We start from the raw sequence: 24,435 nt of genomic DNA, 5'->3' as shown, positions 1-24,435 counted from the left end.
TCAGTCCTCCTTAGCTTGGCTTTGCTGCGCGGCTAACGCAAGCTTACCCGCTTCCAACGCAGCAATAATTTTGTCGGTGTCATAGACGCTGCCGGCCCAGGTGCCTCCGCTGACCGATTGCAGCGCCGCCCACAGCCGGGTATCGTCCGGCAGCTTCGGATCGGCCGCCAAGCCCGGATGCGGCTCCCTGGCGGCAAGCGCCCGGCTGCCTTCCTCGGGCGTCAGCACCTCGTCGCCGTGGCCGATAAAATGAATGCTGCCCTCCAGCCGGTTGCGGTCTACCACGATGTCGATCGTATCTCCGTCCCGCAGCCTGCCGACCGGACCGCCGGCGAGCGCTTCCGGCCCGACATGGCCGATGCAGGCGCCGGTGGACACGCCGGAGAACCGCGCGTCGGTAATCAGGGAGACGTATTTGCCGAACGGCAAATGCTTGAGGGCGGAAGTGAGCTGATACGTCTCTTCCATTCCCGTTCCCGACGGTCCCCGGCCGATCAGCACCATAATATCGCCCTTCTCGATGCCCCCGTTCTTGATCGCGGCAATCGCCTGCTTCTCCGTCGTGAACACCTTGGCTTGGCCGCGATGGCGATATACGCCGTCCGCTCCGACAACCGAAGGATCGATCGCTGTCGATTTGATGACGGAGCCTTCCGGCGCCAGATTGCCCATCGGGAACGTCACCGTCGAAGTTAAGCCTCTCGCCTGCGCGCGCTCGGGACTCATGATGACTTGCTCCGGATCGATGCCGTCCAATGCCTTAAGCAGCTGCTTCATCCGCTGACGGCGCTCGCTTGTTTCCCACCAATCGAGGACGGCGCCGAGCGGCTGGCCGGATGCGGTCATCACGCTGAGATCCAGTACGCCCAGACAGCGCAAATGCAGCATCACCTCCGGCACCCCCCCGGCCAGGAACACCCTCACGGTCGGATGGTACTCCGGGCCGTTCGGCAGCACGCTGACAAGGCGCGGCACGCGCTTGTTGACGCGAATCCAGTCCTGCACCATCGGCACGGGAACGCCTGTCGCATGAGCGAAAGCCGGAATATGCAGCAGCAGGTTAGTCGATCCGCCGAACGCCGCATGCACCGCCATCGCATTGCGGATCGCGCCTTCCGTGAGAATATCCTTCATGCGGATGCCCTTTTCTTCCATCTGCATCATGGCACGAGCAGACTGCCTGGCCATCTCTTCCCATACGGGCTGTCCCGACGGTGCGAGCGCAGCGTGCGGCACGGTCATCCCTAGCGCCTCGGCCACCACCTGCGAGGTAGCGGCCGTGCCCAGGAACTGGCAGCCGCCACCCGGCGTCGCACAAGCGCGGCAGCCCAGATCAGCCGCTTCCTCCAAGGTCATCTCGCCGTTTGCGTACCGCGCTCCGATCGTCTGGATTTTCCCCGCGTCCTCGCCGGCCGTCGGCGGCAGCGTAACGCCTCCGGGCACGATGATGCAGGGCAGCTCGTGCATCCCGGCCAGCGCCATCATCATGGCGGGCAGCCCCTTGTCGCAGGTGGCCACTCCAATGATGCCCTTGCGCGTCGGCAAGGAGCGGATCAAACGCCGGAACACCATCGCGGCATCGTTGCGGTACGGCAGCGAGTCGAACATGCCCTCCGTGCCTTGGGAACGCCCATCGCATGGATCGCTGACGTATCCGGCGAACGGTATCCCGCCGCTCTCCGAAATTTCATTCGCCGCCGCCTGCATCAGCAGACCGACCTCCCAATGGCCCGTATGGTAGCCGAGCGCGACAGGCGAACCGTCCTCCTTCCGGATGCCGCCCTGCGTGCTTAAGAGCAGATACTGCTTGCCCTTAAGGCGGGAAGGCTTCCAACCCATGCCCACGTTCTGCGACAAGCCGAACAATTCGCCGCTTGGCGAATGCAGCAGCATTTCCTTAGTCAAAGGGAGCGAACCGCTCGGTCCGCTCGCATGTGTACGAATAGCATACAGTTCCTCGTTGTCCTGCCCCATGATGAATTCCATATTCGCTTCCAACAGCCTTCCCCCTTGTGTGCTCCTTTGCCTTGCGCCTCCGTCGGCCATCTGCGCAGTTCTAGCAGCCTGCGCCTGCCACCGAATTCACGAGCGTCCCGATGCCTGTAATTTCGATCTCGATCCGGTCCCCGGCCGCCAGCGAAAATTCATTCGGCGGCACGATACATGTGCCGGTCAGCAGTACGGTGCCCTCGAACAGCTCATTGTCCCGCGTCAGGAAGGACACCAGCTCCTCCAGTTTGCGCTTCAGCTGGCCGGTGTTCGCCGTCCCTTCCACGACCTTGTCGCCCTGACGGTATATTCGGCAAGCAATCTGCAGATCGTACGGATTGTCTACCGCATCAACAAGCCGAATGGCCGGTCCCAGGGAGCAGGAGCGCTTCCACATTTTGGCCTGGGGCAAATACAGCGGATTTTCCCCTTCGATATCCCGGCAGCTCATGTCATTGCCGATCGTGTATCCGAGCATTTTGCCCTGACTGCCGAGCACAAGCCCAAGCTCCGGCTCCGGGATTTGCCACTGCGAATCGCTCCGCAGCTGCACCTCGGCGCCGGGGCCGACCGTCCTGGCCGCTGTCGACTTGAAGAAAATTTCCGGGCGCTCCGCATCGTATACTTTATCGTAAAAGGTCACGGCATCCAGCTTGCCTCCGGTCGCCTCATAGTTGCGCGCCTCCCGGCTGCGCTGGTAGGTCACGCCGGCGGCCCACACCTCCGGGGCTTCGATTGGCACGGCCAAGTCCAGCGCTTCGAGCTTCTCATCGATTGGCTGCTTATCGGCTATCGCGGAGCGGACCAGCTCAAGCGCGGTGATCCCTTGCGCATCCGCATCCTTTTGCAGGCTTAAGAAATCGCTTTGCGGCAGAGGATACACATCGCCTTGATCCGTAACGGCAGCCAGCTGAAGCACGGCTTCTTGTTGATAACGAATAATTCTCATTCGGACACACGCTCCCTATTGGATATGAATTAAGCCTTTACGAACACAGTCTTGATCGAGGTGAAAAATTCGATCGCCGCCTGTCCCTGCTCTCTGGAGTGGGAGCTGGACTGCTTCATGCCGCCGAACGGCGCCTGCAGCTCTACGCCCGCGGTCTCGGCATTGATCCGGACAAGCCCCGCATCCATATCCTGAATGAAGCTCAAGACATTGCCGATATTGTTGGTATAGACGGAGGCGCTCAAGCCGAACTCGCTATCGTTGGCTAGTTCAATCGCTTCTTCCATCGTATTCGCGCGAATCAATGCCATCACGGGGCCGAAAATTTCTTCTCTGGCAATCGCCATCTGCGGCGACACGTCATCAAACACCGTCGGCTGTACGAAGAAGCCATCCGTCAAACCGGCTGCGGCCGGACGGCCTCCCCCGATCAGCAGCTTCGCGCCTTCATCCTTCCCTTTTTGAATATAACCAAGCACGGTCTCCATCTGCTTCTCATTCGCGCATGGTCCCATCCATACTCCAGCTTCCATCCCGTTGCCTACGGTGATCTCCGACACTTTCTCCAGCAGCTTCGCTTTGAAAGCGTCGTGTACTTCGTTCATGACGATGATACGGCTGGTCGCCGTACATTTTTGCCCTGTCGATTTCAAGCCGCCGCTGATGGTACCCTCGACCGCCAGATCCAGGTCTGCGTCCGCTGCAACGATGACCGGGTTCTTCCCACCCATCTCTAGCTGATATTTCGCCCCGCGCGCTAGCGCAGCCTGCCCGACCTGCTTGCCGACCTGGTTCGAGCCGGTAAAGGTAATGCCATTCACATCCGGATGCTCGGCAAGACCTTGACCGATGACGGAGCCGCTGCCGCATATCAAGTTCAAGACCCCTGCCGGGATGCCCGCTTCCGCAAAGCATTCGGTGATTTTGGCTGCCGTAACGGCTGTTTCCTGCGCCGGCTTCAGCACGACCGTGTTGCCGTAGATGAGCGCCGGAGCCGTTTTCCAAATCGGAATGGCTACAGGAAAATTCCACGGCGAAATGATACCCACCACGCCGAGCGGCACCCGGGTCGTGAACATCAGCGCTTCGCTGTCGCTCGAAGGAATCACATCGCCGATGCGCCGCATGCCCTCTCCAGCGTAATAGCGTAAAATCGCAACCCCGCGCATCGTTTCGCCTTTGGCCTCGGATAACGTCTTGCCCATCTCCCGGGTCATCGTCTCGGCGATTTCATCCGCACGCCGCTCCATCGCTTTGGCCGCTTTAAACAGCACCTCTCCCCGCGCCGCTCCGGACAGCTTCCGCCACGAGCGTGAAGCCGACTTCGCGGCGGCTACAGCCCGATCCAGGTCCTCCCTGGACGATGCCGGGACATAGCCGACAATTTCTTGCGGATTCGCCGGATTGATGCTGGCCACCTGCTTGCCGGTGGAAGCCCCCGTCCATTCTCCATTAATGTAGTTCAAATAAACTTGCCTCTCTTTGTAAGCGCTCATGCTAAGCTCTCCCTTCAAATTGGTTGTATGTTCATTGTGCAGGACATGCTAATACCTTCGGATCGAAGCAGTGAAATACGGATGACGGGCTCATTCCAAAGTGCAATGCGGTGCAGTCACCCCCTTAAATTATTCTACATTATAAAACTCGGTTTACAATTTATCGTTTAAATAAATACCCCGAAGGGTAGTTTTAACAAAACAGGCCGCCTGGAGCAATAAATCTACCGCCGATAGCCAAGAAGCTGGGACACCTGCTCCCCTTCCTCCTGCAACAATAGGACAAACTGCCGAAACAGCTCGTCATCAACGGCGGATACAACTGTCGACAAGCTCATTGCGGCAACGACGCCGCCGGTGTGATCGCGAATCGGGACGGCTCCACAGCGAACTCCGGGTTCGTTCTCTTGATCGTCCACCGCGTACCCCCGCTTACAAACCTCGTCCAGCTCCCGCACAAGCGCATCCTTATCGCGTATCGTGGAGGGTGTGTGCGCATGGAACTGGTATTGGCTCAGAAGCGCATCGGCCTCCTCCGGCCTGCAGTTCGCGAGCAGCACCTTCCCGACCGCACTGCTGTGCAGCGGAACCCGGCGTCCGACGCGGGAGTAGCGAATAGCGGCCTTAGCCCCTTCCACCTTATCAATATATACGCCTTCCTTGCCATCAAGAATGACCAGGTTCGTGGTCTGCCCCGTCCGTTCCGACAGCGCTTCCAAATGCTTGCGGGCGACCATCCGCACATCCATCCCCTGAAGCACGAGCTGGCCTTTCTCGAGCAGCTTTAGCCCGAGCCTGTACTTGCCCGACTCTGCATTCTGGTCGATATAGCCGTGGAGCTGAAGCGTCCGCAGGAGCGAGTGGACGGTGCTTTTGTACAGCCCCAGCTTTGCGCTGATTTCGGTAATCTTCAGCTCCGTCGTAACTTCTTCGAACAGTTCCACTATTTTTAGCGCACGGTCCAGCGCTTGTATGATTGGCATGAATTCACTCCTCTCTGCATCGCGTTCTATATTATAAAACCATATTTTATATTATAGATTTCCATCTTAAACGATCCGATGCCGATTTTCAATTCTTAATTTTCCTCATTCGCAAAAAAATCACAACACGACGCTGGAGCGAGCTGTGACCCGTTCGTACTGCGGCCAACCGAAATGATCTTACGCAGCCCCCTTCTCCAGGCACGCCGTAATCAGCAGCGTCTTCACCTCCGCCTTGAACGTGATTTGAACCCGGTCTCCGTGTCCCTTCACAATCAAGCCGGCGCGAAACGCCTTATGCTGCGCCTGCTGCCACACAGTTCCACTGTAACTACGCATTCCTGCCCTTTCAACGTACCCTCTGCATACGACATCCGCGATAACAAGCGCATCTTTAGGATCACTCTTGGAGGGGCAGTTGTCGCGATTCTCCTTGTTTCTTTTGGTCGTTGCTGGGTTGACGAGGACAACATTCATTCCTTTATCGTTGAGCCAATTGGCTAAGTTCCACCAGTAATGCCCTGTTGGCTCCATACCTATGATTACGTTATCTAAACGGTATTTTTGATGAAGACCTTGTAACCAACGCTGTAGCTTCTCAAACCCTTCGATTGAATTACTAAACGTAAGATGTTTGGGAGTAAGCACGATTCCTCGGTAATTTGTAGCTTGGGCCACGTGTGTATCCTTAGCCATATCTATACCTAAACTAAGTGAGCTGTGGTGATTCTTTCAATCCGTTGATTTTGGCCTAGTGATTGTTTAAACTTCATAATAGAGCGCCTCCTTGATGGTGTTGGGTATTAACCCGTCGACAAACCCATCATACCGAGGTGCTCCTTTTTTGACAAAGGCCATTTCTTAGTCTTAACAGGAATGTTTAGCGTAATGGGACCAGAAAAATGAAGCTCAATTGACGGCCAAATTCATTCACGATTATGCACTTATGTTTGTGTCGTAAATCGGTTATGCGCATATGTTTGTGTCGCCGGACACCAAGACACGTAGATTGGCTCATTCTCAGGATTTCACAAAGAAAGCACGGAGTACCGATATTATTGCGCTTTAGGGCTTTGACCCGGCCCGCATCATAGGCCGGGTTTACTGCATTTGACCATTGCATGTGGCTTTTCTTACATCACTAAAAACTGTTGTAAAAACGAGTGCAGTTATGATATGGTGTAACCAAATATAGAGAGAAGAGTTCCGGATATGGAATGAAGAATAGGAGAAACTTATACGATGACTAACAAGTACAGCCAGACTGTCGTTAGATTAGCTCTGCTGCTTGGTTTATTTTCGACACTTGGGCCTTTTACCATCGATATGTATTTGCCCGCTTTTCCTCAAATTGTTGAGCGTTTCGGTACGACAGCTTCCCTCGTCCAGCTCAGCCTGACCGCCTGTTTATTGGGACTTGGCATCGGCCAACTGGTCATGGGTTCGCTTAGTGACGTCTATGGCAGGCGCAAGCCGCTGCTCATTTCCATGGTAATCTATGTTGTGGCAGCTTTAGCTTGTGCGATCTCACCGAATATTTGGCTGCTGATCCTGTCGCGGCTAGTTCAGGGGTTTGTTGCGTCGGCGGGTATCGTCATCTCCCGTGCAATTGCTCGCGATATGTTTAGTGGTCACGAGCTCACCAAATTTTTCTCGCTTCTCTTGCTTGTCGGAAATTTGGGCCCGCTTGTGGCACCGGTAACGGGAAGCGGTGTTCTAGCGCTTACAAGCTGGGTCGGCGTATTTATCGCTTTGGCGCTGCTGGGAACTTACCTCCTTGCCATGACCAAATGGAGTCTCCAAGAGACGCTGCCTGTCGAGCGCCGCAGTCCCAGCGATTTTACTCAGCAACTGCGAAACTATAGATCCCTTTTGCGTGACCGCTCATTTACGGGTTATATGCTCGCGCAGGGGATCATGATCGCGGGGGTATTCGCGTACGTTTCCGGAACTCCTTTTATTTATCAAAATATTTACGGAGTTTCCCCTACGGTATTTGCTCTGTTGTTCGGGTCAAATGGCATCACCCTGATTATCGGCTCGCAATTGGTCGGTCGAATGGCTCACCGTGTGTCGGAGCAGACCTTCCTGCTGTTCGGTCTATGGCTTGCCGGCGCAGCCAGCATCGCCGTCTTATTGGTTGCGATGTTCCACGGGCCACTGTACGCACTCGTGATTCCGCTCGTTTTCTTCGTAGCGGCCATCGGAATTACATCCACGGCAGCTTTTCCTCTTGCGATGGAGAGCCAGGGCCATATGGCTGGTACTGCGGCTGCACTGATGGGCGTTATACCCTTTTTGCTTGGTGCGGTCGTTTCTCCGCTAGTCGGCATTGCCGGGGAAAGCACGGCTGTTCCGCTCGGTGTCATTATTTTGACAACAAGCGCAGCAGCGATGCTGTCCTACTTCCTTTTAGTGAAACGAGGTTCGATTAAAAAAGCAGGAAGCTTCGGGGTAAAGAAACAGGTGGAGCAATTCTGAAACAAAGATAAATGAAACGAAGCGGCCAAACACTGAATCGAGGTGTTTGGCTGTTTTTTATACGTTCAGCCCCATTCTTCTTTTCCTTGTACCGGGATGAACGTGAATATGGTGATTTCGTCTAACTTGAGTTATGCGTAATTTATATAAATATCAAAAAAGCCCTCCATTGTACCTGGGGTCCGTCCTGGCTGTCGGTTGACAAGAACTTGATGTCATAAATGACAAGAACTTTATCCCATTCCCGTCCAGGGTGCCGCCAACAAAACGCGAAAAACGTACGCTAAGCATTTAGATTTAGAAAAAATACCCGCCAAGTGTAAATTAACTTCAGCACCGGGCCTACATATTTTCCGATTTCGTTATTATTGGTACCATGTAAAACTTTCAAATCTGTCGAACTTATCCCTGTCATCGATAAAAAGGGAACCTAACGCAATCAAACAAAAACTAGAAATCTTATACGCTTAGATGGTGCAGTCAAAGCAGAAAGCTTCTATTATTTCACTGAATGAATCTGTTGCAACTTATGATCCTGAAGAGGATCAGCTAATGGTCATCGTTAGACGGAAAGGAAAATATTGGAACAATTAAGGAATGAAATCAGAAAATATGAGGCCTTGGGCACTTCACCTATAGAGATAGAGGTGAGGAGGGTTCTGGGTATTATTTTAACGAGACCTTTGGATATCTCCTCCAAGGAAGGATTTCTCGGATTGATTCCGCTAAATGGGAATACAATTCCTGCTTAGTGATGACCTGAAAAATGTTTACGTGCTTGGCATATTCCGAGACGGGATACGAAGGAAACACTAAAACTGATATTAGGTGAGCTGGGTATCGCGGGCTAACCAAAACCGATTTAAGTCATGGCTGCGGAATGCCATGGCTTTTTTGTTTTGGGAAAATAAAGCATAATACAGAATGTGTTGAGCCTACGCGGCTTTTCGAATTACAGTACTGTCAGACTCCGTAAAATAAGTATTAGGCTAAACTAATTTATGCTCATACCACTTTTTCCCTCGGTAACGCCATAGAAATAAAGCGCCCCGCACGCCCCATTCGCAGTTCATCGCAATCCATACACCAATGATGCCAAAACCCAGCATGATTCCAAGCACATACCCTAGCACCAGACGAAAAAGCCACATTGTCAGCATCGAAGTAAGAGAGGTGAAGCGCGAGTCTCCCGCCGCTCTCAATCCCGAAGGTAAGAGAAAGCTGATCGACCAGAGCGGGATCTGTGCGATAGCGTTGATTAGCAGCACCCAAAAGATATCGTCGACGATTTCAGCTGGTGGATGAAACAAACTAACTAAAGGATAGAATAGCGGCATCAGGATGATAGTCATCAAAACAAACGAAAAGGTCGCCAGCCAGAGAAACGATTTGATGAACTTTCGGGCATCGTCAATATTTCGTCCGCCAATGCATTGGCCGACCACCGTCACGAGAGTTATGGACAAGGCTAAGGCAGGAATTTGGTACAGCATTGCAATGGTGCCGCCGATGGCGTTGGTTGCTATGGCGTAGGTACCAAGACTAACAATGAAAACCTGTGTCAGTATTTTCCCACCGTTAAAAAACATCTGCTCTGCAGCAAACGGGAGACCAATCGCCATAATTTTCTTTACCATCGCCCACGGTACATAGAAGAGTTCAAGAAAACGCAAATGAAGCGATGCATCCATTTTGATCACATAAATAAGGGCGCATATTGCCGCCGCAAACCGCGCAACATTTACCGAAATAGTCATGCCCAGCACACCCATATCCAGCAGGGTAATAAAGACGAAATTCAAAAGCACATACAAAGCATTCATGATCAGAGAAAGAACCAACGATATCCGAGATCTCCCGATCCCTCGCATTACTCCGCTAACCGCCTGGACAACTCCAATGCCTAGGAAAGAAGTACAACTGCCGATGAGGTACACTTTCGCATTTGCCAACACATCCGCCGATGCGGATCCCAGGAGAAGCTTTAACAAATGGATATTCAATAACATCACCAATAAGCCGATACCTAAGGCAAGAATGGAAACAGAAGCAATGCTGGCGCTAGCTGCTTTGGAGACCATAGAATCATTGCCGCTTCCCTTGTACTGCGCGACGACAACCGTTCCACCAGTAGCGATGGCCACGAATACATTAATTAAGAACATATTCAGCGAATCAATGGTGTTAACCGCGCTGACAGCCGCTACCCCCGCTGAGCTGATCATAGCAGTATTCACCAAATTAAGTCCAATGATAAAGGCCTGATCGATCAATATCGGAAGATAAAGGGCGATTACTTGTCTGTAATCCATCGTGGCCCCGGATAGATACTTATTCAGCAAGCCTTGCGTTCGTACCCATACTTGAGGCTGAGACACTGATATCACATTCTTTTCTGCGAAATATGTAATACATTAACATTAGGAAGTATTTTTCTATAATATTATATTTCGTACGAGTCATTAGCGAAATCTTCCTGTTCAATAAACCAAAAGAGGAGCTGCCTGAAGCAAGCTCCTCCACTATCGTTTTCGTTAGTGTAGTTAGGTTGTCTTAGGGAACCTATTCCCTTTGAAGGTTGAAATTATAAATTTCCGTAGATTATTGTGTTTTCGCGCTACATTCTGCTGGCGCCTGGCAGGCAAAGTACGATTGCTCGCTCGTTTGGCGGCTTGTTTTTTTATTGTACGACGAAGTGGGGGCAATCGATTGGGTGATTGCTCTACGACAACTGCTCAATTTGATCACGAATCGTAGCGAAAGCGGTCGACTCTCATTCAGCGTCAACTCCAGCAAGCTTTTACCCAATTACAGCAATGCTTATCTTTTGATTTCATTCTACGAAAGTTGAGTTATTACGTTCAGCCTTGACTGTGACCATTGTATCAAATTTTGAGCAGGATGAGAATAGGTCGAACGAAACGCTTCATAATGCTTATCCCTTGCTGCTGTTGTTGTCTTGTTGAAAAGTCTCCTTATATAATTTGTATAAATGATTTGCATGCTGCCGCGTAGTATAAGGTTGAACATGAGCTTTACATTCTACGAAAAAAATATCATCAGGAACTCCCACACACAATCACGAAAAAATCAGCTAAGGTGCTCTCCAGCCCCCATTCAGGACTTTCACCTTTAAAGATGACGCCCATGCTGGGCGTACTAGCGTAACGCGGCTGCCGATCGATGCCGGCAGCCGCGTCTTAATTTTTTTTATTAAGCTATCGTTACCCGTAATGTTGATTTCTCCTTAAAAATGAAAACAGGGCGGTTAATTTGAACTATCATTAATTACTGCTCTTGTTATTGACACATAACTCTTCAGCTATTTGTTGAACACGTTCGATTGTAATTCCATTTCTTAGTTCTACCGCCAGCGGGTGTTCTGTCGGTTCCAGCTCAATATATGGTCTAGTACCATCTGTTCTATGGTGAACCTTTGCCTTTAAGTTTAACGTATCAGGATAACAAGGCAAAGCAGTAGAAAACCATCCAAACATTGGCTCTAATAATTCTGGATTATTCCAATGTTCTTTTACTTTCTTAAAATTAGCCTAACTTAACGAAACCCAAACGCCACAAATGAATTCTTCATCAGTCCCGATTATTGGAAGTTCAACACATCCTCGAATAAAGAAATGTTCATTGTCCATGACGCATAAGTCTTCACTTAGCTCAAACCTTTTTCTCGTTCCTCGGGTGGGGCAAATTCGTAATAAGCTGGAGCTACGGTTCCATAGCTTGTTGGGAGCTCATCGTGGAATTTACCACAGCAACTACAAGTGTATCCCTTGATTTTATTCATTCAGTTCCTCCAATAGTTTGATTCACAACTCAATCTCATATTTATCGACCTCCACCAATTTTACCATAACAATTCGCGGCTTATTGAGGAATGCTGCCCGTTCAGTAGTTAGAACTGTGAATAGGTTTTTATTATCCCTTTCCAAAGGTCTGTCGGAAATGAGATAATGTTCTTGTCAAAATCGGGAATGGGATAAAGTTCTTCTCATCGCCAAATGACAAGAACTTTATCCCATAAAATGAAAAAGCCGCATTCTATGCGACTTTTAATGAGATAATGTTCTTGTCATCCGACACTGGATGATGGCTCAATGAATTTTTTTTCTTTTAAAAAACATTATGAAGAAGTTCTGTTCCATGGACAAACGCTAATAATACAATCCTAAGCCTCCGTCTACCGATATGATTTGGCCGGTAATCTGGTTGGCTTGGCCGGAAGCGAGAAACAAGACAGCAGGTGCAATATCTTCTGGGGTTTGCAGCCTTCCAAGCGGCAACTTCCGGCCTCCGTCCTCAATCCAACCTTCAGGCTGTCCTTCCGCGCGCTGTACTTCCTTCTCACCTTCGGTAACCACCCATCCCGGATTGACGCAATTGACCCGGATTTTATGTTTGGCCAGGGATCGTGCCAGATTGAGGGTCATCGTCATGACTCCGCCCTTCGAAGTCGAATAGGCAAACAGGTTGGGAGCCCCGCCATAAGCATTCAGCGAGCCGATGTTTACAATCACGCCTTCCCCCCGTCTGACCAATGCCGGTACGGCTGCCTGGCACGAATGATACGTACCCTTGAGATTGATATCCATAATTTTATTCCATAGCTCCTCGGTCGTTTCCAACAGCTCGGCTCTGGGGAAGATTCCGGCGCAATTGATAAGGATGTCCAGGCCGGAAAAGGCCTTCTCGGCATAAGAAACCATGGCCTCCGTCTCATTGGCAGAGCGAATATCCGTGCGAATAAATTCGACGGAATAACCGTTTGATTTCAAGTGTTCGGATAATTCGAAGCCTTTTTCCGTGATGTCGGCAATGACAACAGACACTTTCTGTTCTGCAAACCGCTTTACAATGGCTGCGCCGATTCCACTTGCTCCACCCGTTACAAGCGCAACCTTACCCTCGAAACCTACACTCAATCTCTTCGACCTCCTTAACATAACTGCAAATAGTATCCTTCAATATTTTATCAGCTGGTTTGAAACAGCCAACCACCAAGAGGAAGAGGTTGTATTTCGAATTGAAGATGTGGCTACTCCAACATTAACACGATACCAGGAAGCCGCGCAAAAAGTGATGGAATTGAAACCGGCGACTTATAACTCTGAAGCGTTTTTTTGAGTGGGCCGTGACGGAATCCAGGTTCGTCGCGACCCTTCCAAGCCAGTTAAATTGGTTCCGGAAGAACAGGTAAGCCCTAAGGAACGGTTGCAATATTTGCAAATACCATCTGATCTCGTCGAATGGGAATTGGGCACCTATTTCACTTTTACCCAGCACGATCTTGAAATCATTCAGCAGCGGCGAAGTCTATAACTTTATTATTCAGTTTAGATTTCTCATCTTCCTCCTGATCTATAGTATGGCCCGCGAACCGCTGAAACACCAGTCGGTTTGTTTTTGTATGACGCTTTTATTATTATACTTTAGGAACCCAACTTTCGTAAGGAGGGATCGTTTACAGAAGATGGAGGGATTAGTCATGCAAACGGTTGGTTGGATTGGCTTAGGTGCAATGGGGAACCCGATGGCGGCAAATTTGCTTCGGGCGGGATATGAAGTTTACGTACATAATCGTACCAAGGAAAGGGCCGAGCCGTTACTTCAAGCGGGCGCGAAGTGGGCTCAATCTCCGCGTGAGGTTTGTGAGCTTTCGGACGTTATTGTTACGATGGTCGCCGATGCAGCCGCCATTGAGCAGCTCCTTACGATGCCCGATGGCATCCTGGCGTCGGAGCTGCGAGGCAAGACCGTGGTGAATATGAGCACGATCGGTCCGGGAGATACGCGAAAATTTGCCGAAATGGTGCATCAGCACGGAGGAGATTTTCTGGATGCGCCCGTCTCGGGTTCGGTGAAACCGGCGCAAGAAGGACAGTTGGTCATCCTTGTTGGCGGAGAAGCGGATGTTGTGGAGCGTTGCCAGCCGATGTTCGGAGTGCTGGGCAAATCGACCATTCATTTTGGGGATGTCGGCAACGGCAGTGCGGCTAAACTCGTAATTAACTCGCTCTTGGCCATGATCACGCAGGGGATTTCAGAAGCGCTTGTTATGGCGTCGGGGCTTGGCCTGAACAAGGATCAAGTTGCCGCATTGATTTCGGAGTCTGCTTTGAATACACCCTTTTTTCAAATGAAGAAAGGGATGCTGCTTCAGGAAGAATTCCCTCCCGCGTTTGCGTTGAAGCTGATGGCCAAGGACTTGAAGCTGGCGGCCGATGAAGCGATCCGCCATAATGTGCCGCTGCCCGTCGTTGCTACCGTTCTTAATACTTATCTAGCTGCGAATGCGAATGGTAAAGGCGACCTTGATGTAGCTTCCATCTACCTGCAATTAAAGGAGTTGGCCGGATTAGGGAACGATGAGAAGAGATGACGAAGCAATAACGCACGTCCGGATGTTATGAGAATTTAGAGTCCTCATATGCAAACCCAGAAGCCCTTATGGCTGCTGGGTTTGTCTTTTTTCACGCCATAAATATCAACTCCGTAATAAAGACAACAACTTGAATGGTATTGGTCATTAAGGATTGCAAGGTATGGCGGCACATTCTTATAGAGAGGAGTCATTAATAAATGGCTATAGCGGCGACAGTCTGGTCGGCAGTTACTTTAACGGTTTATACGAAGAAATGAAACTTGGAGCCCATTACAAGGGAATCATCCGCAGACTGCGGTTCATGGCCAATTCGGTGAACTGATTGAGTACGTGGACCGGTTCGTCGTTTGCTCGGCGGGCGGAAGGGTGGATTCCCGCATGATCGTCTGTGAATGAATCTTAGCTCGAGGGTAATCATCATCCAGAGTCTGTTACGTACAGCAGTTTCCGCGTTCCAGCGTGCAGCTCGGGGCCGTAGGCGCCGCTTCTTCCGCTTCCGTCATTAAACTGAATAGATGTGTCCTTGATCAGGGATGGATTTATCTTTCCGGATTAGTATAGGCATAATCCAAATCAGCCTTCTCTGCATATATCCTTCACCATGGGCTTGGTTTCTCCAATGTCCCCTTCTCCAGTGAGCTGATTTTTCTCCTCCTCCAGAGGGTATCAGGGTTACGTTTTCCTTGATAAACTTCTTACCGCAGAATTTAACTTTGGTATATCCTAGTTACAGCAGCTCGGCTCTAGCTTTTTGTTATACACTCTTCTTACTAGGTTGATTTAGTTTCTCAACAAGCTGCGTGGGAGCCTCTTCCGGCCAGCGCTCCTCTACATCATCCATATATGATGATATGTAACATATTCCATTAACGACTATTCTCATCGCTTCCTGGAAAACTCTGAATCCGTCGCTTATTTCTTCAATCTCCAGTTTTGATGACTTATTCTTTTCATCAATTGCAAATACTTTTTTACTTTCAATCTCGTAAATATCGGAGTAATCGGGTAAACTGCTTGTATCTTTAGATTCTAGTTCTTTCTTTAGTGCTTCATCAAGGATATCTGTGATTAACTTACCACTATCCTCTAAAATTTAATGACGGGTAATAATATCGGTCTGGGTTTGTGATCCAATTTGTTTCATCTTTATAATCTACATCATCTCTTACAGTGGATAGTATTATTTGCAAGGACTTGAAACCTGGTAATACAGTAATATAGGCCCCATCAACGTAATATCCTTCACCCCAGAGCTCCAAGTCCTCTTGTTTTCCAAAACTCATATAAAACGAAGTGTATGGAAATGATAGTGCAGATACTGGGACTTGATCAATGTCGGTATGCTTAAAACTTTCTATCATACTCTGCTCAAAATTAAAAATATTTCGTCCAGATACTGTGAAAGTGGCGTAATGCATCTTGTCATCACCATCCGACACGTAGATCATCGCGTTTTTTTAATTTTGTACATTTACTTCGCAGAACCTTTAGTCTGCGAAGTAAAATGTAACCAGGCACGGGCCACGATTTTTATGTTCAAACTCAACGAAGTTTCATATGACAACTCATATTATTTATCCAGTTCGACCCATTTGACGTCGTGGGTTCTATCATAGCCGTTAGCAAATACAGTTACATACCCCGCGCTTATGTATTTAACTTTAACGCCTTTGAACGGAACATAGTAACCACTATCCTGTTCTTCGGTCTTACATTTCTCGTTAAATTCCTCAGTAGACTTAACAATACTACCGATTCCGATCTTCTCCATTTTGGAGTTTCGTAATACATTCATATGTTTACCCCCACAACTTTAATAGTTTCGGTTAGGTCGTAAGCTTGAACCAATTATCAACATCGATTCCCAGCTCTCACCTAGAGGGTCCAAAGTGCTGGCCAATCAGAGTCTATCGATTCTTTCATTCTGGACATACCTCCCTCAAAATAAGAATAATAGATATGTAATGTCGATGTCCCGGATATGGTGCTGTCACATGGATGCTACAATTGTCAAAAAACCACACTCAATCGGGCCGCTTATAAAATTTTGAATGTAAAAGCAAAAAAAAGCCCGTTCCGTCAAGGAAAGAACCTGCGTCATTTATGTTCCAACTGTAAAATTATGTTCAAATTGAAGACAAAATAAGTTATTACCAACTGTATCTGGTCCATCTACAGCTTCCTGCCTTCAAGCAAAATGTTCTTTTCATTGCCCGGCCAAGTCATGTCATACGAAGGGACGACGAATAACTCGCCTGCCGATTGGCCGAAAGAGCGATTTGAGTCAAGTAGTTCGTTTCCGCGGCATATCTTGGGTTTATGTTGGTTGCGTTGGAATTTAACTTATATGTAAAGGCAATCCGTAATCTTTTTAGTACTCTTCCGCCAGTTAGCTTAATTCATTAGACCAAGCACCTACGATTTCTTTTATCTTCCTCTTTCACTTCACAGAGAACCGTCGGGAATGAGATAATGTCTATAACCCGATACCATTTTCATCCACGATAATGCGCATATGTTTGTGTCGTAAAACGATTATGCACATATGTTTGTGTCGTGGCTTCGCGACACAAACATATGTGCTTTCAAACAAAAAATCCCCAATTTACGGGGATCTCAAAGCACCTATGTTTGTGTCGCCGGACACCAGCTGACAGTCGCTATTTAATAACCCTTCGTATTTTTGAATATCTATTACATTCTTCTCTTTTGGATAAGCTTTTAAATTTGCGAAAATTACATAATACTTGTTATTTTCTAAAATTCCTTTAAGAAGTACACCGTCCATCCCGTTGATCTCTCCAGGGAAAAGTGGCTCCCCTAACGTACCGTCATCCACATAATATGACTCCTCGCCCCCAATGTACCAATTGAATGCTGTTATATCGAATGGCTCTAAAATCTCTCCAAGAAAACTTCCGTACTCATTGGGAATCACGAAACTAATTCCTCTTTTCATTTATATCCTACCTTATTATTCAACCATTCTGCCCATAAACGCAGCGAGGTTACCGATCGTTTCCGCGGCAGCCTCGTGGTGAAAATTATCGTGCTCTCGTTATCCGTTAGTGCAACGAACAATGCCGCGCACAGTTACCTATAATAGACAATGAGGGCTCGTGCGCCACTTAGCGCTTAAGCTCCCTTTTATTCTGCGTGCGGCTTATTTTGCTTTCTCCTGCGCTTCAATCTTCATCGGCTTCGTCGTCGGCGAGAAACGCTTCACTACGCGTCCCTCTGCATCAACAAGAAACTTCGTGAAGTTCCACTTGATGCGGGTGCCTAGAAAGCCAGGCGCCTCTTGCTTCAAATACTTGTACAGCGGGTCCGCGTCCGGCCCATTCACATTGATTTTGCCATGTAGCGGGAACGTTACGCCGAAGTTGAGCTGACAGGTCTGTGCCATCTCGCTGTCCTTCACCGGCTCTTGGTCAGCGAACTGATTGCACGGGAAGCCAAGGATCGCTAAACCTTCATTCTGATACTTCTCATGCATCCGCTGCAAATCTTTAAACTGAGGAGCCAGACCGCATTGGGTTGCCGTATTTACAATGAGAAGCACTTTGCCGCGATATTCTGCCAACGATCTCTGCTCGCCTCTCGCCGTTTTTACTTTGAAGTCGTATACATTCATGTTCAGTCACCTCCCTATTGTTTAAGGCCTGCCATAGGGCAGTCGGTGAAGAAGACAGATGAGATAAGCGAGCAGCGTAAATACTCCGCCGCTGCGCATACTCCTTGCCAGCCCCAAACTTTCCATGCGTAGCCCCCGATCGAGGATCCGTCCGCTCCCCCCAAGAACGTGGCCACCATGAAGACAGTGTAGATTCGGCTTCGGGCTTCAGGCAAAAGCCTATAGATTCGTGCTTGGTTTGAGACTTGACACAAGCGCCGGGTGTTACCAGGCAGCGACTTCGCCGTCCGCCCTCGGTTCCGTTCCACCCGCCAGAACGCCGCTCTCCGAGTCTCTCCATATAATTTGACCGCGACCGAACATCCCCGAATCCAATGCTCTTTGAACAATATGTCCTTTTCTGGCGAGCGCCTGAGCCAAATAATCCGGGAATTGGGGTTCCACTTCGATGATATTGTCCCGGAGCCATCTCCATCTTGGCGCATCCAAGCTAGCCTGCGGGTTCAGGCCGAAATCAATCGTATTTAAAAGAATCTGTACATGCGCCTGGGGCTGAATGGATCCGCACATGACGCCGAATGGTCCGACCGGGCAGCCCTGCTTAGTGAGAAAGCCGGGAATGATCGTATGAAACGTCTTCTTGCCGGGCTCCAGTACATTCAAGTGCTCCGGACTCAGCGAGAATCCCGTCCCTCGGTTCTGCATGCAAATCCCGGTCCCCGGAACGACAATACCTGCACCGAAGTCTCCTGCATGGCTTTGAATCAAAGACACCATATTCCCTTCCTCGTCGGCTGCGGCCAAATAAACCGTACCGCCTTTGGGGGGCTCACCCGGCTGCGGCATGATCGCATGCTTCCCGATGAGCGCCCTTCTTTCATCGGCGTAGCTGTCGGCCAGTAGCTCTTGAACGGAGACGTTCATCTTACGCTGATCAGTGATGTACTTAAGCCCGTCAACGAAACCGAGCTTCACCGCTTCGATCTGTTTATGGTACGTATCGACCAAATCCTTCGCCGCAAAATCAAAGCCCTTCAAAATATTCAAGGCCAGCAATGCGATCAATCCTTGGCCGTTAGGAGGGATTTCCCATACCTCATAGCCTTTATAGGCGACATGAATTGGTTCGACCCACTCTGGATAAAACGCCGCCAAATCCTCTTTCCAGAGGTATCCGCCGTGCTCGCGGAAGTGGCAGTCGATCTTGTCAGCCAGTTCCCCCCGGTAAAACGATTCCGCCTTCGTCTCCGCGATCGACTTCAGCGACCTTGCATGATCCTTGGAACGCCAAATTTCGCCCGCCCTGGGGGCTCGCCCATTCGGTGCGAAGGTATCCAGCCAGGGCTGATACAATTCGTCCTGTAGGCTGCTGATATTCTTGAATCCCAGCTCCCAATATTTCGCGATCGTCGGAGACACCGGAAAGCCATGCTCTGCATAATCGATCGCCGGCTCCAGCACCTCCGTCAGCGAAAGACGGCCGAATCTCTCGGATAGAGCACACCAGGAGCCCGGAGTTCCGGGAACCGTCACGGGGACCATCCCGTAGGTAGGGATTCGTTCGATGCCTGCGGCCTTCACCTTCTCGACCGAAATCGAAGCGGGGGAAGGTCCGCTCGCATTGAGCCCGTGCAGCTTCCCTTCCGTCCACACGAGGGCGAACGTATCGCCGCCGATGCTGTTGGAGTTCGGCTCAACGACCGTCATACATGCCGCCGCAGCGATGGCCGCATCAATCGCGTTTCCGCCGCGCTTCAGAATGTCGAGGCCCGCTTGGGCGGCCAGAGGCTGAGACGTTGCAACCATCCCTTTCCGTCCGAATGTTGTCATTCGTTGTGAAGGATACGGGTTAAATAGCGTTTCGAAATTCATCCCTTGCTCTCCTCTCCTGAATCAAGGCTGGATGGCTCCGTTGCTTCACGGTTGGCAGCAGCTCGACTTCGCCATCCATGAGATAATGTTCTCGTCATCTAACACCAGTTCGACAGAAAATGATGAATCTCCTTTTTGGGGAAACTTACGCAATTACAAAAAGATTGATGTCTCTGTTATTTATCATGGTCAAGAATGGGGTTTTGGTGCAACTATTAAAATGGATCAAAGATAGTCGCCATATTATTGTTTGACTATGCTGTTAAACCAAACATTTTATTGATTAATTGTACTGCAGAAAGGACAGACGAATGAATGCATTCGACCTGCCCTTTCTTTATCATATGCATGACTTCGATTCCGGCAATTGTTTTCTCTGCAGTATTAAAAGACTTGAATCCCATCATTGATTTAATCACTTTCTTTATGAATCGATGGTCTTATTCAATTATATTGTTTAGATATTTCTGTTGTCGTAGTAATGTTTCTTGATTCATGGCTTTCTCTTCTTTCAATTGTTGGACTGCGATAGAGTAAGCTGGATTTTTATCGACGGTGATCACGCGCGGCGGTTGATTGTGTGGCGAGGTCAACGCTTTCTTGAAAAATCGTCTGGCCGCGGGAGCATCTCGATTCTCAGAAAGCATGAAATCAATCGTTTTTCCGTTTGAATCCACTGCCCGGTAAAGGTATTTCCATTGTCCTTTGACTTTGATGTAGGTTTCATCCGTTCGGTAGGAATCATTGGTCGGTTTCAGAAAGGGACGAATTCGCTTGTCTAGTTCTGGCTTCCTTATGAATCAATGATAACACCTTCTCAAATAGGATGGGTAATCAATACACCATAGTGAAAATTTATGGGCAATTCTGTTATGGTGTATAGCTGATCATGACTTATGCAGTTCGTGGTAGCACTTGGTAAATCTCAGGTTTTGGCGTAACCCAAAGAAGCAGTAGATAATGCTCTGGCCAAAATAAGTTAATTTAAATAGACTACTTCACAAAACACCAGCTTTGGTGAATATGTCTACCTGAAGCTCTGCTACGCAGACATTTGTAATAAACATGAAAACTGATTTTCATGTGGCTTTAATGAACCGAGCCTATAATAAAACTCGACCCCCTTTTTAATATATAAATTAAGACCCACATCCCGTTGATGTGGGTCTCTTTCTGCGATCAGAGAGGTGACGTAACTTAAAGTAAGTTTCGATGAAAATAAAGAATTAGACTGGAGTCGTTGATTTGACACGGTTTTTGAATTGAAAAATCGTCAGCTTTTGAAAAATGAGTTTTAGACTGATCCATTAAAAGAAACAGCGGCGGACCAAGACTTGAAAAATAAAGTCTTAGACTGCCGCTGGTGTCATTCAACTAACGTACCCCGTTAGTTTAGCAACCATCGAGTCAATGGCTTATCATCCCAAATCTGTACTTCTATGTACCTCTCTGGTCGATTATTCCCCGGGGGATTCCACAAAAGGAGGTTGACCATAAAGGGCATCCTCCTTCCAATTATAAAGGAATCTCAAATTGTCCCTTATGCTTCCGATCCAGACTAGCGATATAGGAACGCATCAGCTTCATGGAAAATTGAAATATTGGGCTTTGAATAAAGGTATATACAAACGTCATAATAAACACTGGACCGCCAAGGATGAAGCCGATAATCAATATGATACTCTCGACAACGATTCTTGCCCGGCTGACCGATAACCCGGTTTTTTCCGAAATGGATAGCATGAAACCATCCCTAGGACCGGCCCCGATTCCTGCAGCCACATAGATGCCTCCGCCAATGCCGGATATGATAATACCCATCAGCAAGATGAGTAGATTCAACCACCAATGATCCGTTTCATGAGGAAGAATGTTGAGATGCAAAAAGAAATCCATGATCGGGCCGATTGACAAGGTATTTAGAAACGTACCAATGTTAATATACTTCCTATCAACGACGAAGGCGATCAGCACAAGTACTAAGCCGCAAATGACACTCCACGTCCCAATCGTGAACCCGAACCGATGGAAAAGGGCGACATTTAATACCTCTCATGGATGCTGCCCCAAAGATTGAACTTTCACCGCAATCGCATTCCCTAATCCAAAGAAAGTTAAACCAAGAAAAAAATAAAATACCGTAATAGCCGATATGCCATCTCTTCACCTCTACATCATATATATCCATCTAATTTAGATGAAGAAGGCTAAAAGTACAAGATTTATGAAATTCAAAGATTATTACCCGGTATTTCAAAAGCAATTTGTACTATTCTGCCCGTTCTAATGAAAAAACAGACAGCCGCAGCCATCTGCTCATTTCTCTATCGTCACCCGTTAGTGTAGTAACCAGCACTTTTACCTAGTGGTGGTACCGGTTCACCGAACATAACTTACAAATAGAGATAGTATAATTTGAACATAAGTAACAAAAGGTACACTATTACCAAAGCGATAAAAATGCCAGCAGGATTAGGACCTAATCCAAGGAAATACAGGATAGCACTAATTATCAATGTGAGACACAAAATGATGATGAACCTTTTAAAAATGAACCGAAAAAAATCTCTCCATGTCATTTCGCTTCGCATAAGGTAGCGACCCACCATTCCTTCAAAGCCTTCTCTTTTAAATAATTATGGTTATATATTTTCAATTATATACTTTGTGTTGGAACAACAATCTTTGATACATAACTGCCCGTTACTTCAATAAACAGGGAGCAGCACCGCATCGGTCTGCTCCCTGTTATGGTTGAACTATCGTTCTCCGTTAACTTGTCTTATTATAACAGAGTTTAGAATCATGCAAAATGTAAAGAATGAAAGCAGTAACGTAAATTTACACCGAGGTGTAACTACGGTAATGTGAGGTCATGTGTACAATGAATCTTTCACTAACTGGAATTCTTTTGTTTCTTGCCTTGCGTTACGCAAAATGGTCCAAGTGGCGAGAGTTTTACCCCACGATTCTCTATATAGTGATGCTCAACCTGCATTACAGCTATATAGTAAAAACAAGCCCCCTTTGGAAGTATAAGTCCTCGCTTATCCCACAAGAGATGCTGGACATCATTATTATCTTTATCGTAGAACCTTCCATGACCATTTTGTTTTTATCCTACCATCCTCTTCAGTGGAGGCGCATATTTCTGTACTGGGCAGCTTGGATAATTGCCTTTTCTATCACCGAGTACATTTTTTTCCTGACCGACCGCATGGATTATTTTAGGGGATGGAACATGGGGTGGAGTGTGATTTTCTACATCATCATGTTTCCAATGCTTTATCTCCATTACAAAAAAACGCCTGTAGCACTGTTGCTTTCGATTCCATTTACGATTGGATTCATGTGGATCTTTGATTATTTGTAATCCGCCCGTCGCAATTATTTAGAACTTACGTTAGCGCAATAAAGCTGCCGGTCGAGCTCACGGTAGCTTATGATGTCGGTTAATTGAATTATCGTACCCCGTTAAATAAATTAGTTGTCTGTTTTTATTGAGTGTCTTCGTCGCTTTTGTACTCCAAAATATCACCTGGCTGACAATCCAAAGTCTTACATATCGCTTCTAATGTTGAAAAACGAACCGCTTTTGCTTTTCCATTTTTCAGAATGGAAAGATTCGCCATAGTAATTCCAACCCTCTCCGAAAGTTCTGTTACGCTCATTTTCCTTTTTGCCAACATCACATCAACATTGATGATAATCGCCATGATATTCACCTCAGATCGTTAAATCATTTTCTGATTTTATATTAATAGCTTCTTGTAAAAGTCTTTGGAGAACAGCAGCAAAAACGGCGATCACCATAGAGGCGAAAATAACGACCAATCCAATTGGTATGATGCCTGGAGGGTCAACTCTTTCCGCCATGAGATAGTAGAGTGGCATACCTAGCAGGTACAAGGTACTGATCGTGATGGCACAGTATTTTATATTCTTTAAAGCCTTTACCGATAATTCCGAGAACGCTTGGTTCTTATCAATATAGCTTAAAAGTTTAAAAGCTTGATACAGAGCAAAGTAAAAAGGTATCGCTGCCGCGTACATATCGATTAAAACGAGAGATTTCATATAAGCAATATCTGGATACAATTCTCCAGCAAAATTCCCGATCTTAGGCACCAAAAATATGCACAATGCAAGAACTGGGATTCCTATAAAAATAACAGCTAGCTTTAAAAACAATGTCGTAACTTGTTTCATAAAAAGCACCTCGTTAATTAAATTTTACCGAAACGTTAATGCATGATTTTAGCATATGATTTATCGTTTTACAATAAATTAGTATTGTTTTTTATTATATTATTATGTTATTGAAATATCCTTTTAATTTTGACAAAAATAAAAAGCATTTCTCATTACAAAGAAATGCTCTTACTTTAAAATGTTAAATTTACAACTTGTTCAACAAAACTGCCCGTCCCTCGGTTTTAATGGTTTATCTCACATATACTCACTCATTCGCAGGATTTTAACACCTTGGTTTGCAGATGTTATTCAGGAGAGAGCTTATCAGACATAGCTATCCCAATTTTGGGCATACGGGAACAGAAGAAGTGCTGGAACATTTCTCCAAGGGTTATTCTTCTGCACGCATACTCCACACTTACCTTGGGGTTCACCATCCC

At 47.8% G+C, this 24,435-nt stretch carries 18 protein-coding genes and 6 pseudogenes; 6 read left to right on the top strand and 18 right to left on the bottom strand.

Going from position 1 to position 24,435, the window contains the following annotated elements; translation table 11 throughout:
* From O9H85_RS35080 to O9H85_RS35055, 6 genes and pseudogenes are all read right to left on the bottom strand, one after another.
* Nucleotides 1–1,986 carry a YjhG/YagF family D-xylonate dehydratase gene (locus O9H85_RS35080; RefSeq protein ID WP_269886017.1) on the bottom strand — a complete coding sequence of 662 codons (1,986 nt, stop codon included), beginning with the start codon at nt 1,984–1,986 and terminating at the stop codon, nt 1–3.
* Between the two features lie 70 nt (nt 1,987–2,056).
* Nucleotides 2,057–2,938 carry a fumarylacetoacetate hydrolase family protein gene (locus O9H85_RS35075; RefSeq protein ID WP_269886000.1) on the bottom strand — a complete coding sequence of 294 codons (882 nt, stop codon included), beginning with the start codon at nt 2,936–2,938 and terminating at the stop codon, nt 2,057–2,059.
* 29 nt (nt 2,939–2,967) lie between these two features.
* A complete protein-coding gene (gene gucD / locus O9H85_RS35070) occupies nt 2,968–4,434 on the bottom strand; it encodes an alpha-ketoglutaric semialdehyde dehydrogenase GucD (RefSeq protein WP_269885999.1) in 1,467 nt (488 codons plus the stop codon).
* Between the two features lie 224 nt (nt 4,435–4,658).
* Entirely contained in the window at nt 4,659–5,417 is a 759-nt protein-coding gene (locus O9H85_RS35065; RefSeq protein ID WP_269885998.1) for an IclR family transcriptional regulator, read from the bottom strand.
* Between the two features lie 180 nt (nt 5,418–5,597).
* Nucleotides 5,598–5,756: a hypothetical protein gene (locus O9H85_RS35060; RefSeq protein ID WP_269886018.1), complete on the bottom strand. Its 159-nt coding sequence runs from the start codon at nt 5,754–5,756 to the stop codon at nt 5,598–5,600.
* A gap of 15 nt (nt 5,757–5,771) precedes the next feature.
* A pseudogene (locus O9H85_RS35055) lies at nt 5,772–6,190 on the bottom strand (IS110 family transposase); the annotation flags it as partial.
* Between the two features lie 469 nt (nt 6,191–6,659).
* Here O9H85_RS35055 and O9H85_RS35050 point away from each other — a divergent pair.
* Entirely contained in the window at nt 6,660–7,898 is a 1,239-nt protein-coding gene (locus tag O9H85_RS35050) for a multidrug effflux MFS transporter (RefSeq protein WP_269885997.1), read from the top strand.
* A gap of 989 nt (nt 7,899–8,887) precedes the next feature.
* Here the strand turns inward: O9H85_RS35050 and O9H85_RS35045 are convergent.
* Nucleotides 8,888–10,276 carry an MATE family efflux transporter gene (locus O9H85_RS35045; protein WP_269885996.1) on the bottom strand — a complete coding sequence of 463 codons (1,389 nt, stop codon included), beginning with the start codon at nt 10,274–10,276 and terminating at the stop codon, nt 8,888–8,890.
* A gap of 225 nt (nt 10,277–10,501) precedes the next feature.
* Between O9H85_RS35045 and O9H85_RS38235 the strand changes: the two are divergent.
* A pseudogene (locus O9H85_RS38235) lies at nt 10,502–10,749 on the top strand (IS4 family transposase); the annotation flags it as partial.
* A 433-nt stretch (nt 10,750–11,182) separates the two neighbouring features.
* Here the strand turns inward: O9H85_RS38235 and O9H85_RS35040 are convergent.
* A pseudogene (locus tag O9H85_RS35040) lies at nt 11,183–11,700 on the bottom strand (DUF2199 domain-containing protein).
* A gap of 367 nt (nt 11,701–12,067) precedes the next feature.
* Complete coding sequence (locus O9H85_RS35035; RefSeq protein ID WP_269885995.1) at nt 12,068–12,835, bottom strand: SDR family NAD(P)-dependent oxidoreductase; 768 nt, start codon at nt 12,833–12,835, stop codon at nt 12,068–12,070.
* 253 nt (nt 12,836–13,088) lie between these two features.
* On the opposite strand from O9H85_RS35035, the pseudogene O9H85_RS38110 reads away from it, so the two are divergent.
* The 3 genes and pseudogenes from O9H85_RS38110 to O9H85_RS35025 all read left to right on the top strand — a co-directional run.
* Nucleotides 13,089–13,223: pseudogene (locus O9H85_RS38110) on the top strand (DUF4158 domain-containing protein); the annotation flags it as partial.
* Between the two features lie 55 nt (nt 13,224–13,278).
* Nucleotides 13,279–14,292, top strand: a complete 1,014-nt coding sequence (locus tag O9H85_RS35030) for an NAD(P)-dependent oxidoreductase (RefSeq protein ID WP_333474309.1) — start codon at nt 13,279–13,281, stop codon at nt 14,290–14,292.
* Nucleotides 14,293–14,455: 163 nt separating this feature from the next.
* The gene (locus O9H85_RS35025; protein ID WP_269885993.1) at nt 14,456–14,617 is read left to right on the top strand and encodes a hypothetical protein; all 162 of its coding nucleotides are present in this window, start codon (nt 14,456–14,458) and stop codon (nt 14,615–14,617) included.
* A gap of 757 nt (nt 14,618–15,374) precedes the next feature.
* Here O9H85_RS35025 and O9H85_RS35020 read toward each other — a convergent pair.
* The 7 genes and pseudogenes from O9H85_RS35020 to O9H85_RS34985 form a co-directional block, all read right to left on the bottom strand.
* Nucleotides 15,375–15,713: a hypothetical protein gene (locus O9H85_RS35020; RefSeq protein WP_269885992.1), complete on the bottom strand. Its 339-nt coding sequence runs from the start codon at nt 15,711–15,713 to the stop codon at nt 15,375–15,377.
* A 152-nt stretch (nt 15,714–15,865) separates the two neighbouring features.
* On the bottom strand, nt 15,866–16,090 hold the full coding sequence (locus tag O9H85_RS35015; RefSeq protein WP_269885991.1) for a hypothetical protein: 225 nt from the start codon (nt 16,088–16,090) through the stop codon (nt 15,866–15,868).
* An 810-nt stretch (nt 16,091–16,900) separates the two neighbouring features.
* Nucleotides 16,901–17,254: a DUF2691 family protein gene (locus O9H85_RS35010; RefSeq protein ID WP_269885990.1), complete on the bottom strand. Its 354-nt coding sequence runs from the start codon at nt 17,252–17,254 to the stop codon at nt 16,901–16,903.
* Between the two features lie 204 nt (nt 17,255–17,458).
* Nucleotides 17,459–17,929 carry a glutathione peroxidase gene (locus tag O9H85_RS35005; RefSeq protein WP_269885989.1) on the bottom strand — a complete coding sequence of 157 codons (471 nt, stop codon included), beginning with the start codon at nt 17,927–17,929 and terminating at the stop codon, nt 17,459–17,461.
* 264 nt (nt 17,930–18,193) lie between these two features.
* Nucleotides 18,194–19,801, bottom strand: coding sequence for a gamma-glutamyltransferase family protein (locus tag O9H85_RS34995; protein ID WP_269885988.1), 1,608 nt, complete (start codon nt 19,799–19,801; stop codon nt 18,194–18,196).
* A gap of 254 nt (nt 19,802–20,055) precedes the next feature.
* A pseudogene (locus tag O9H85_RS34990) lies at nt 20,056–20,589 on the bottom strand (IS6 family transposase); the annotation flags it as partial.
* A 727-nt stretch (nt 20,590–21,316) separates the two neighbouring features.
* Nucleotides 21,317–21,955, bottom strand: a pseudogene (locus O9H85_RS34985) (YczE/YyaS/YitT family protein).
* Nucleotides 21,956–22,685: 730 nt separating this feature from the next.
* Here O9H85_RS34985 and O9H85_RS34980 point away from each other — a divergent pair.
* A complete protein-coding gene (locus tag O9H85_RS34980; RefSeq protein WP_269885987.1) occupies nt 22,686–23,174 on the top strand; it encodes a CBO0543 family protein in 489 nt (162 codons plus the stop codon).
* 124 nt (nt 23,175–23,298) lie between these two features.
* Here the strand turns inward: O9H85_RS34980 and O9H85_RS34975 are convergent, their stop codons facing one another.
* Nucleotides 23,299–23,517 carry a helix-turn-helix domain-containing protein gene (locus O9H85_RS34975; RefSeq protein ID WP_028776701.1) on the bottom strand — a complete coding sequence of 73 codons (219 nt, stop codon included), beginning with the start codon at nt 23,515–23,517 and terminating at the stop codon, nt 23,299–23,301.
* Nucleotides 23,518–23,527: 10 nt separating this feature from the next.
* On the bottom strand, nt 23,528–24,010 hold the full coding sequence (locus O9H85_RS34970) for a DUF2975 domain-containing protein (protein WP_269885986.1): 483 nt from the start codon (nt 24,008–24,010) through the stop codon (nt 23,528–23,530).
* Between the last annotated feature and the right edge of the window lie 425 nt (nt 24,011–24,435).

This window comes from Paenibacillus gyeongsangnamensis (genome assembly GCF_027533625.1).
In the GTDB taxonomy this organism is placed as follows: Bacteria; Bacillota; Bacilli; order Paenibacillales; family NBRC-103111; genus Paenibacillus_G; species Paenibacillus_G gyeongsangnamensis.
This window is presented reverse-complemented; position numbering and strand designations above follow the sequence as displayed.